This window comes from Candidatus Villigracilis sp., assembly GCF_057083605.1.
The window spans coordinates 1-10,015 of sequence record NZ_JBXMTI010000146.1; the positions used below are offsets into that span (position 1 = coordinate 1).

The following is a 10,015-nucleotide window of genomic DNA, read 5'->3' on the forward strand; positions in this document are numbered from 1 at the left end:
ATCAAAGAAGCCGCTCTCAAGCCTGCAATCTACAATGATTTGTGGGTGTATTGGCTGAAAGATGGTCAGGCTTTGCCGTCAGAAGAATCCATGAAACGCTATCTGATAAAAGAAAAGAGATTTAATCCTGAGTCTGTTGATGATTTTATCAAGGGATTTAAGAACACTCTCAACTATGCGGGTCTGATAAAGGATGGTAAAATAGCCTCCAGCGATGGCGCTTCTGGGACTAGAGTCCAGAGTAACACCCCCCCACGGCCACGTAATAACGGAGAGCGAGAGCGTATGACAAATCCTAGCCTGCAAGATAACACGATTCCCCTCATCGGCGGGTCAACAGCCATCTTGAGCATACCAAGACCCTTGAGTAAAAAGAACTATGACCTAATCAAGAATTGGCTTGTTTTGATGGAACCATCCTTAACAGAGGATGCCACGCCGCCCAGCAAACAAGAAGATGAGACCGAAGAGGAATGAACCGCAAAACAAATAAAAACATTGAAGCCCTTCGACAAGCCGTTGAAGGGCTTCATGGATGTAAGGCAATTCATAAAGAGAGAACCCGCGTCAAAGAAACTTTTGAGGGAAAGACAGTCTGGAGCGGGTATGTTTACATATTTGAACTGAAAGACCATCCCACCGCCAAACTTGCCTATGCTTGGTCATCACCCGTTACAGGGACAAAGAAAAGGCGCTTCTTTGCGGTTCTACATGCCGACCCTGTAAAATCCGCACAGGACGCAGTCAGGGCGGCAATCGTGAATGATTATGGAGGATAACATGCAGAAATGGGAATACTTATATTTATATATTGACGCTGTCAGTAAGGCGTACTATATCAACGGGGAAAAATCTATGCTTGAAAAAGACACCGTGTTTTCGGTGCTGAACAAGATTGGCTTAGAAGGATGGGAATTAGTTTCTACTCAGGGAGATACATATCATTTCAAGCGCCCCATTTCAAATTAGGACACTACCCAAAGTCTGATGAATTTGCTCGTTACTGCTATAATGAAGGAAACTTCATCCAATTTACTGAGCGCCCAAGTAGTTACGTGTCACTGTTTTCAATCCCGTCGGGACCGCAGAGTTGCCTCCGTATCTTATCTTACACTGTAATGGTAGAGGGTCCCCACTTAGGTGGTAAGGTCAAAAGCAGGTTCGATCACTATAAATAAGGACAAAAGGACCGACCCAAATGGTCGTCTTTTTGTCCTTATTGCCTTCTTTAGATGCACTTTACGGAAGCCATCAATAACCGTTTTCCATTGAATCCGGGATTCAATACCTCTATCGGATACTCTGCACAACAATAAGCTTTACATTAAGGCGGTAACGAACCAGATTCAACAGGTCAATTCTCCCAATTCAATATCGTGAGAAAGATTTGTTCGAACTTTTTCCGGTCTGCGCTCGTGGCGACCTTGACTTTCACTCCGTTCGGGTCGGGTTTGGTATAGCCACTCTCCGGTCCTTCTTCCTCTACAACCGTTAATTGCATCTCTTCGAAAGTGGCGAGGCTTTCATCGGTAAAAATGGCGGAGGTAAGTGTATCCCAGAATTGGAAGCCGCCGCTATCCACGAAGCCAAGATTGGCAGTCAGTATATTGCGGACAAGGTTTGCCGATGGGGTGTTGAGATTCTCTCCCAGAGCATTGTAAAACCTGCGGGTGACCGGTACATCCTTTGAGGCATCCAGCGGAACGAGGACAATCGGGATGCCAGATTTGAAAACGATATTTGCCGCGAGGGGGTCAATGTAGATGTTCCACTCGGCGTATTTATTATCAATCCCAACCCCTGAGAGTCCTACATTCCCTTCCACATTCACCGCACCACCCATGATGTAGATCTCTGCGATGTTTTCGCCGATCTCCGGGGACTTTTGGATGGCTTCGGCAACATTCGTCAACGGTCCAACTGCAACAATGGCGATGGGTTCCTCAGAATTTTGAACGAGGTCAATGATCAAATCCGCCGCGCTGAGGTCAGATGGATTCCCACCCTTTGGCATGGCAACCCCATATCCCTCATCCGCGCCCTTTCGCCATTCCGCAGGGAAGACGTGATCCCCTGCCAGCGGCGTTTCGCGTCCACACGCGACGAGGAGGTCTTCGTAACTACTCATTGCCGCCAAACCCCGTGCATACGCCACGCCGGGTTCGCAATGCACTTCACCAGTGCCAGCGACCGTAATTGCGCGCACCTCCACGTTGGGATGCGACAATAAGAACAACGCTGAAAATATATCTTCGTGCGCCATGTCCGTATCGTAAATGACTGGTTTCGGAGTTTGAATCTGGATGAGGCTGGGATCAGGCGCGGGTGCTTGACCTCCGCAACCTGAAACCAATAAACTTAATGCCATTAGAATGATTAACAGGCTCTTATTCATTTGTTTTCTCCAACTGTTTTGCAGATGTGAGAGAAGAAGAATGAGACAGATCCAGCCGCCGTTGCAGTAATAAATTGTGCAGGGCAGTTCTATCTTGTGGATATGTGCGCAGCATAGGCATCCACACAATGGCACTGATCAGAATCGGGAGTGGGACAAACCACAACAGTGATGCAGAGACGCCGACACGATCCGCAACAATGCCGGACAAGCCGAGCATCACCGCGCTGAACGCGCCAGAGGCCATGCTGATGACCGCACGGTTACTGCCTCTCAACTCCGGTGGCAGGATGGCTTGCGCCACAGGCCAGAGTATCCCTTCACTATAGGCGCAGTTGCTAACGCCACCCAACAGGGCGAAAACGATCAGCCAGGGGATATTCTCGCCCGTCGAGAAAAGGTAGCCGATCAGACTGGGTACGCCGGCCACCAGCCCAATCTGGATCAGCATAATCCTGCCGCGATCCGGGAAGCGTTGTTCGAAGCGGTCCCCAAGCCAGCCGAAAAGGACACTGCCAATGGCCATGCCGAGGAAAACCAGCAGGATCGTCCCGTAAAAAACGGGCATTGCCAGGCCCAACCCGCTCAGCCAGGTGAAATTCCAGCCGACAAACACCGAGATGCTGACCTTCGTGAGCAGTTCGTTGACCAGCAACAACCGCCAACTCCGAATTTTGAACAGCGCCCAGAATTCCGCCCATGTGAACTTGAATTGCTCATAGTTTCCATTCGTGACCACACCGCGCAGTTCGGGTTCGCTTGCACCGCGCGCCGGTTCACGGATTAGCAGAATCAACAAGCCGGTGATGAAACTGGCAATGCCCATTACCGCGAAGCAGAGACGCCAGTTGTCGGGGCGACCCGCGGCAACGGCGGGGAGGAGTCCCACTGTAAAGAGGATGCCAAACAGACCGACGGCGCGTGTGATGCCGATGACACGTCCGCGCGCTTCATTATCGAAGAGATCGCCAATCAGCGAGAAGGCGGCTGGGGCGAACGCGCCAAGCCCAAATCCGGAAATGATGCGCAACGTCATGAGTTGAGGCAGAGTCTCAGCAAAACTGATGCCCAGTGTCCAGAGTCCCCAGATCCCCGTGAACCAGACCAGTAACATGCGGCGTGAGAAGCGGTCTGCCAAATATCCCCAAACGGGATACATCACCGTCATCGTGAATTTGCTCGCGCCCAGTACAGAACCAAGTCCTCCGATGGATGCACCCAAGGATGCATATATGTGCGACCAGAGTATCGGCAATGCCTGCTCCTCGCCCTGATCCACGAGTGTTGCGGCGGAGAGACTCACCACCGATAGCCCTCGCCGTTGGGTATCAGAAACGGAAATCACTTTTGTGGATTCAACCGACGCCATACTGTTTCCTTCAGTCTAATGCAGAGAACCCATTGTTCGTTAGAACGTGGCGCACAAGTTCAAGCTCATTCGGAAAATCCACATCCATGGCGATCTCGGGGTACGGGCAGACGAGCGGACTCCAAACGAGACCGTGCTTTTTGGCAAGACGCTTTGCAAAACCCGCGAGATCGAGGCGGCGCAACTGTATCAGGAGTAACGTATCGAAACCGATGAACATCAATTGTTTCCACGTATTGTGGCGCAACTGCTTAAGTGTATCGGCTATGCCGCTTTGCAAAATAACGCGCGGCTTGACGACGGTGATATCCGCGCCGCGCACTTCGATATCCGTGAAGCGGTCCGTGCGGCGTTTCGAGCCGGGGTAACGCCTCATCATCGCCTCTTTCGTGATCATCGTCAAATAAAATTCATGGTGCGACATTTGTGCCTGCTCCACGATCCAATCGAACGCTTCGGGCGTGACCATCGGGATGTCCGACGTGCAGGTCATCACATATTCTGCCGATGGATTCAACTCAAGGATTCGTCGCGCACCTGCACGCAGGTTCTCCACCATATTATATTGATTGGGCAGAACGCTCAACGGCTTTTTGCAGGATAAATCCACGCTTCTCTCTACGCCGACAACTGCTACATGCCCCACACTTTTCGCCTCACCAACGGCATCCAGCACCCATTGGATCATCGGCTTGCCTGCCACATCCAACAGAGCTTTGGGTTTGCCCTGGGTGTATTTGTACAGCGGATGGTTCGGTCTGGGAATCCCACCGGCGGGGATGATAAGATCCATTTCAGTTCTCGTGGACTCGTGATCTCGCCAGTATCCTTCCGAAGATCGCACTGCCTACCAGCGCCGCGGACCACATGGACAGGAATGTCGTTGGCAACATCACGGGGCGCCCGCTCCCAACTTTGAAACCGAGCAGCTCCATGGTGAACATGATCGCGAGGTACAAGCCCAAACCTGTGAGAAAGCCAACCGCAAGAAGTTTCAAGGCGAGTTTAATATCTCTCAACCCAAGCCCCAAGGCAAAACCGGCAATGCCGCAAGCCAATCCGGTCCATGGAGCAAAAATCGCCCCAAATTCAAGGTTGCCTGCTCCATCGAACGATTCACCCCAGCGATTGATGGCATCTTCTATCGGGAAGCCGGAAGTATACAAGATAAGCAACCCTACAACTCCAAATGCGAAACCCAGCCCGCCAAAGATGTTCATCATTCTGTTATGCGGCAGACCAGAGCGCGCGCTCAGGGAACGCGCCCACATATACCCGGCGGCGAAATGCATGATGAACATGACGGTGACTCCCACAGGCGTATATAGATCATCCACACCTACTGCCATCATGAACGGCAACACAACAAAAGCAAATACAGGTATGGCGGGAATCAACCAGAACCCGGCAACGAAGGGATGCTGCGGTTTGATTGTTTCAGAAGTTGTATTCATGTTTAACGAATCTCCTGACTTTACCGACTAATAACAACGCTATCCAGTGTGGGCCAAAAACTATCACTACCTGCGTACCATGCAGATAGTTCGATTTCTCCAACTGGGAGGTTCTCCAAACTGATACTATATTTACCGTTCTGGTCTGTGGCGATCTCCGAAAGGACAACCTGGCCGGCTTCTAGCGGAGTCGTCAGACGGCGCACCTCGCCCGCAGCGTTTAGGAAGATGATATTGAAATAACCACTCCCGGCGGAGATCGGGTCAATGCGGGCAGTGAAGGTGATGGTAAACAGGCTGCCCGGCGTGACCGGGATCTTCCCGGAGTTCATCCCAAGCGCTTGACCCGTATCCACAGATACCGACAGCGCGGCTCCCGAATTGTTGGGGCTTGCCACCAATCGCGCCGCGCCATTCCCCCATATGCCCCAGGCAGTCAGCCCATTTGAAAATCGTCCATTGGGAACCTGGTTGGTTGCCTGTCTGCTCTCAAGATATTCAACCTGATCCAGGATGAATCTGGCTGAACCGTTGCACTCACACTCCATGTTGATGCGGAAGCCTGCATCGGCAAACGTTGCCTCCTCAGGAACACTTCCGGTGATCATGTATTGCGCAAAGATGCCTTCCCCGCTTCTGGGCTGGACCTTGATCTGGATCGGCGCACCCGGAAGCGGGTTGCCATCTGAATCCATCAACGACCCATCCACGGTCTGGGCTGTCAGATTCATGGTCAGGGTCGGTCGGGGACGCATATAGCGCAGGATCAGATTGGTGAACGTACCAGGTTCGGTTTCCGGAAAGAGGCGTTGCGGATGCGGATGCCATGATTGGAAAATCACATGGTCCGGATCGCCCCCGGCAATCACCTCATATTCCACAAACCGCTCTTCGGTGCGGACCAGCCATTCGGCATCGGTGCGATCATGAGCGTCACCAAAATAGAAAATCCCAAACTCGACGCCTCTGGACTTTACATAGGCTTCGATCTCCTTTGCACACTCTGCCCAATCGGGTTTGGAGTAATTGATATCCAGGTGAAAGTACGCCAGTTCCTCCCCCATGACCTCCCGGTAAGCGGACATCCACGCTGCCACCGCGTCCACATCCAGATCGGCTGTCTCGATGCTTCCAATTTTTGCCCCCGGGAATACCTCACGGACAGCGCGAATGGTCATGGCGGCATCCTGCGCAATTTCAGTCGGCGTCATCCCACAGGCTGGGTCGTAGTATGTGGCGGCGTCAAAGCCGTGCTCCAGGTCCATGGAATAGAGACTGCCTCCAGCATTGGCGATTCTCCTCACGATACCTTTTGCCGCAGGTACACCATAGAAGCCTTCGATGGTGGCGGCATTGCACGGTCCCCTTTCTGTCAAGGGACCCGCTTCATAGGAGATTGCCATACCCCTGCGCTGGATGTCTTCCAGCACGGCGCGGAGTTGGGAGGGACTCGCAAAGGATTCCAACCATACCGGATACAAGCGGATGATCTGCACGGCTTGGGATACCTCATGCCACTCCGCATTTTTGGAAAATAGATCGTAATACTGGAAGGGACCCTGTCCCGGGAGATGTTGCTCCCATGACCAGGGATCCAAAGGACCAAACCAGATCTGCGGGCGCACGGTCAGATCTTTGTATTTCTCGCTTGTGTGTTCTTCCGCGGTCGGTGTTGGGAGAGGCGTTTCGACAGGTGATGCCTGCACGGGCGTCATTGTTTGAGGCGTTGTCATCTCCGTTTCCGGGCGTGCGCAGGCGCCTAGTACGATGAGCCATGTAACCGATATCAGGACCAGGGAAGGATTTGGTTTGAGCAGCACAGCCAAGATACGCATATCTACTCCTTGATCACTTTAAACGAATTCAGCATCGTGTTCAAAAGCCAGCTTTCGTACCGGCAAATTCCAACCTTTAACACCTGCCATTGCGGATCTGGTTTAGGCATTGCAGTTCCAGGTAGTCGAGACCGAACTTGAAATCGTTTGAGACTGCATTCTTTCCATCCACCCATACGATCAATCGATTGGATTCACCGGCAGTCATCCGAAATCGGGCGCGTAAGTGGCATAGAGCGTCAACTTGTAATCGTTGGTCTCTTTTACTTCAAAGTTAAAGTTCAAGCCGCAATCCGGGCCGACACCGAACAGTTGATCGCCTTCGCGCCAGTACTGTGCCCCAAACGAGGTCATATCCTGCCGATGGTGGTCGCAGACTGCAGTGCGAGATGGTCCCTGAATTTGATCGTCCAATTCGATCACGATGGGTTTTACGCTTGGCGCGGCTGTATGGGTTGGAGGAACCCTGGTCGGAACAGAGGGGGGCAACTCAGTATCTGGCGCAGAGGGGATATTTGCGGTAACAGAATTTGAGATTACCGCTGTTGCCGCAACAGGTGCAGGTGATGTCGCAGTCGCAGAAAAAGGCGGCTGAATGAAGCCCGCGGCAGACAACGCCACAACCGCCGCTACCACCACCGATACCAAACCGCCAATGGCCGTAATGCAACCGGGCGCTGTAGCCCAGAAGGAACCTTTGGGTTCAATATTTTTGTTGCTCATGGGGATCTCCTTCTATGGAATTTGAGTTTCAAGCTTTGGTAGAGACATCAAATAGAGGCGGATCGCCATCAACTCGGCATCGGTCATGTGACGGAAATATTTCCATGGCATGTGCGAGACCAGTTCACGCCCGGAGGGATGCTTGCCGGTGCGGATCACCTCAACAAATTGTTCATCGGTCCAGAAGCCGGGTTCGCCGCCAGGGGTCAGGTTCGGTCCGAGCGGCGCGCCGGGGTTGGACTGCCCACCCGCCAGTTCCCAGCCGTGACAGGCGCGGCACTGACCGATCTCGATCAGGTACGCGCCGTATTCTGCGGTTGCGGCTTCGGCCGGCGCGGCGGGGAAGGGCGCCTCATGATCGATGTGCAGGGCAGACATCCCTTCCGTGAACGGACCCGCGCCGATCAGCGCGATCATCATTGGACCGGGTTTGGTCTCGGGCAGGACGTTATCCACCGGCGGGATGGTCTGCAGGTAGGCGATGATCGCGGCGAGGTCTTCTTCGCTGAGCACGTCGAAGAAGAGTGAGGGCATGATGAGGACACTGCGACCGTCAGAGTGGATTCCATGCCGGATGGCGCGCACCCAGTCTTCGGTCGAGAAAGAAGCGCCGCGTCCGCCTTTGCCCGATGTCAGGTTCGGAGCCACGACGATTCCCTCCGCACTGGAATCGACCATGTATGCCCCAGCCAATCCTTCGCCGTGACAGAGCGCGCAGTGGGCGACGGCGTTCACCAGATGATCGCCGCGCGCGATGGACGCTGCGTCTGTGGGAATTTCCAGCGAGCGGACAGCGATATCGTAGGTCTTGTTGTAACGGAAATAGCCGACTGCCATGACAGCAACGACAGCCAACACGATTAATCCAACAAGCACGCCGATGATCTTGCTGATGAGTTTGAGTATCCTTTTCATTTGATTTTCTCCTTTTCGAATACAGATAAACAGGCGCGTCGAACAGAACCGAGGCATGGTTACATCCCGGTCAATAACCTGGTTATTGCCGCTGTATGTTTATGACTTGCTGATGTTACTTACCGTCCCGCAGACTCCTTGCAGCCTGCCCTTGAAACCCATGCTCTGCGGGACGTTCACGTGATCGCCGTGGAATCAATCTCCCACATCCACCGGCAACTGCGCTTCGATGATGAATTCCGCAGAGTTGTTTGTTTGCAATGGACCGCGATGATGAAAAAAACGCATCATGTCGCGCGGCTTGTATCCATGCAGGATCGCCCAACGGCGGAGCAAGGTTGCCGGTTCGACAAAGCCCGCGGGATTGCCTGGCGTCGGTTCTATAAAGAGGGTGGCAGCGGTTTCAACGGCCGGTTCATTCCGAGCTGTCAGTTGACCAACGTACTCAATTGTGACGGATTCTTGAGCATCTGTCACACCGATCAGGATCTCATGCTGTTCTTCACCGATTTCAGGCGCATGAAAGGAGATGATCGTTTCGCCGTGATAGACATCGTATACAACGCCCGTATGCTTTATCACGCCCTCCTCGATCGCTTTTCTGATTGTATTTGCCACTCTTTCTCTGTGCGCCAGCAATTCATCTACTGGCAGGCCGGGGCGTGGACGGTCAAAGAAGGACAGGAACCGCATCGATTCGAGACGCTTGATCACCACATCCAATTCAGGGAAGTTGATCTCCGCTTCGATCATCCGCAGACGGAACTCGACCAGCGAAAGTTGCCTCTGCGCCTCACGCATCTCCTGTTGGATCTCTGCCTGCTTGAAGTGCAGCATACCGCGTATTTCATCCGTCGGCAGTTCCTTTTCGAGCATGATGCCGATCTGCTCGAGCGAGAGTCCCATTTCCTTGAGTGCCATGATGCGATGAATGCGCGGCAACTGCTCGACGGTGTAGAACCGATAGTTCGTAATCGGATCAATATGGGCGGGCTTGATCAATCCCAGCTCATCGTAATGATGCAGGGTCTTGATCGTCACCTGGCTCAGGCGGGAGAATTCTCCGATCTTTAGCATGGTCTACGCCGTTTGCTCCTGTAGGTGAGGTTTTGAATTATCAATCACATCGCGTTTCAACATAAACCCCAGCAGCATCAGCGCTGTAAATTGGATCGCCAGCAGGTTGTTGGTCAAAATGAATCGGTGGATGAATAGTTCATCAGGCACATCGACAAGCATGCTGTCGAATCGGAAGAGTAATAGGGTCTTATGCTAGTTGACAAAAAGTCCTCGCGCGTGATATTGGAGTTTCTGCTGAAAGAAA

At 52.8% G+C, this 10,015-nt stretch carries 13 protein-coding genes; 3 read left to right on the forward strand and 10 right to left on the reverse strand.

Annotated features, from left to right (window positions below; all coding sequences use genetic code 11):
- The 3 genes from AC14M5_RS21455 to AC14M5_RS21465 form a co-directional block, all read left to right on the forward strand.
- On the forward strand, window positions 1-477 hold a 477-nt coding region (locus tag AC14M5_RS21455), incomplete at its 5' end, for a hypothetical protein (protein WP_484031760.1).
- Entirely contained in the window at window positions 474-779 is a 306-nt protein-coding gene (locus tag AC14M5_RS21460) for a hypothetical protein (protein WP_484031761.1), read from the forward strand. The genes AC14M5_RS21455 and AC14M5_RS21460, both read left to right, overlap by 4 nt.
- Window position 780: 1 nt before the next feature.
- On the forward strand, window positions 781-969 hold the full coding sequence (locus AC14M5_RS21465) for a hypothetical protein (protein ID WP_484031762.1): 189 nt from the start codon (window positions 781-783) through the stop codon (window positions 967-969).
- 385 nt (window positions 970-1,354) lie between these two features.
- Here the strand turns inward: AC14M5_RS21465 and AC14M5_RS21470 are convergent, their stop codons facing one another.
- From AC14M5_RS21470 to AC14M5_RS21515, 10 genes are all read right to left on the reverse strand, one after another.
- On the reverse strand, window positions 1,355-2,395 hold the full coding sequence (locus AC14M5_RS21470; RefSeq protein ID WP_484031763.1) for a nucleoside hydrolase: 1,041 nt from the start codon (window positions 2,393-2,395) through the stop codon (window positions 1,355-1,357).
- Complete coding sequence (locus tag AC14M5_RS21475) at window positions 2,388-3,764, reverse strand: MFS transporter (RefSeq protein WP_484031764.1); 1,377 nt, start codon at window positions 3,762-3,764, stop codon at window positions 2,388-2,390. The genes AC14M5_RS21470 and AC14M5_RS21475 overlap by 8 nt, the downstream gene beginning before the upstream one ends.
- A 10-nt stretch (window positions 3,765-3,774) precedes the next feature.
- Window positions 3,775-4,557, reverse strand: a complete 783-nt coding sequence (locus AC14M5_RS21480; RefSeq protein WP_484031765.1) for a nucleotidyltransferase family protein — start codon at window positions 4,555-4,557, stop codon at window positions 3,775-3,777.
- A 1-nt stretch (window position 4,558) separates the two neighbouring features.
- Window positions 4,559-5,218, reverse strand: a complete 660-nt coding sequence (locus tag AC14M5_RS21485) for a hypothetical protein (protein ID WP_484031766.1) — start codon at window positions 5,216-5,218, stop codon at window positions 4,559-4,561.
- Window positions 5,219-5,238: 20 nt separating this feature from the next.
- On the reverse strand, window positions 5,239-7,053 hold the full coding sequence (locus AC14M5_RS21490) for an Ig-like domain-containing protein (protein WP_484031767.1): 1,815 nt from the start codon (window positions 7,051-7,053) through the stop codon (window positions 5,239-5,241).
- Window positions 7,054-7,129: 76 nt separating this feature from the next.
- Entirely contained in the window at window positions 7,130-7,261 is a 132-nt protein-coding gene (locus tag AC14M5_RS21495; protein ID WP_484031768.1) for a hypothetical protein, read from the reverse strand.
- Window positions 7,258-7,776 carry a hypothetical protein gene (locus AC14M5_RS21500; RefSeq protein ID WP_484031769.1) on the reverse strand — a complete coding sequence of 173 codons (519 nt, stop codon included), beginning with the start codon at window positions 7,774-7,776 and terminating at the stop codon, window positions 7,258-7,260. Before AC14M5_RS21500 ends, AC14M5_RS21495 begins: the two co-directional genes overlap by 4 nt.
- 12 nt (window positions 7,777-7,788) lie before the next feature.
- Window positions 7,789-8,691, reverse strand: coding sequence for a c-type cytochrome (locus tag AC14M5_RS21505; RefSeq protein ID WP_484031770.1), 903 nt, complete (start codon window positions 8,689-8,691; stop codon window positions 7,789-7,791).
- Window positions 8,692-8,886: 195 nt separating this feature from the next.
- Complete coding sequence (locus AC14M5_RS21510; RefSeq protein WP_484031771.1) at window positions 8,887-9,768, reverse strand: MerR family transcriptional regulator; 882 nt, start codon at window positions 9,766-9,768, stop codon at window positions 8,887-8,889.
- 3 nt (window positions 9,769-9,771) lie between these two features.
- Entirely contained in the window at window positions 9,772-9,918 is a 147-nt protein-coding gene (locus AC14M5_RS21515; protein WP_484031772.1) for a hypothetical protein, read from the reverse strand.
- Between the last annotated feature and the right edge of the window lie 97 nt (window positions 9,919-10,015).

Bases quoted from the DNA above. Each gene is read 5' to 3' on its own strand.
- AC14M5_RS21505 (WP_484031770.1), bottom strand. From the start codon at position 8,691: ATGAAAAGGATACTCAAACTCATCAGCAAGATCATCGGCGTGCTTGTT.
- AC14M5_RS21480 (WP_484031765.1), bottom strand. From the start codon at position 4,557: ATGGATCTTATCATCCCCGCCGGTGGGATTCCCAGACCGAACCATCCG.
- AC14M5_RS21500 (WP_484031769.1), bottom strand. From the start codon at position 7,776: ATGAGCAACAAAAATATTGAACCCAAAGGTTCCTTCTGGGCTACAGCG.
- AC14M5_RS21470 (WP_484031763.1), bottom strand. From the start codon at position 2,395: ATGAATAAGAGCCTGTTAATCATTCTAATGGCATTAAGTTTATTGGTT.
- AC14M5_RS21510 (WP_484031771.1), bottom strand. From the start codon at position 9,768: ATGCTAAAGATCGGAGAATTCTCCCGCCTGAGCCAGGTGACGATCAAG.
- AC14M5_RS21465 (WP_484031762.1), top strand. From the start codon at position 781: ATGCAGAAATGGGAATACTTATATTTATATATTGACGCTGTCAGTAAG.
- AC14M5_RS21495 (WP_484031768.1), bottom strand. From the start codon at position 7,261: ATGACTGCCGGTGAATCCAATCGATTGATCGTATGGGTGGATGGAAAG.
- AC14M5_RS21475 (WP_484031764.1), bottom strand. From the start codon at position 3,764: ATGGCGTCGGTTGAATCCACAAAAGTGATTTCCGTTTCTGATACCCAA.
- AC14M5_RS21460 (WP_484031761.1), top strand. From the start codon at position 474: ATGAACCGCAAAACAAATAAAAACATTGAAGCCCTTCGACAAGCCGTT.
- AC14M5_RS21485 (WP_484031766.1), bottom strand. From the start codon at position 5,218: ATGAATACAACTTCTGAAACAATCAAACCGCAGCATCCCTTCGTTGCC.
- AC14M5_RS21490 (WP_484031767.1), bottom strand. From the start codon at position 7,053: ATGCGTATCTTGGCTGTGCTGCTCAAACCAAATCCTTCCCTGGTCCTG.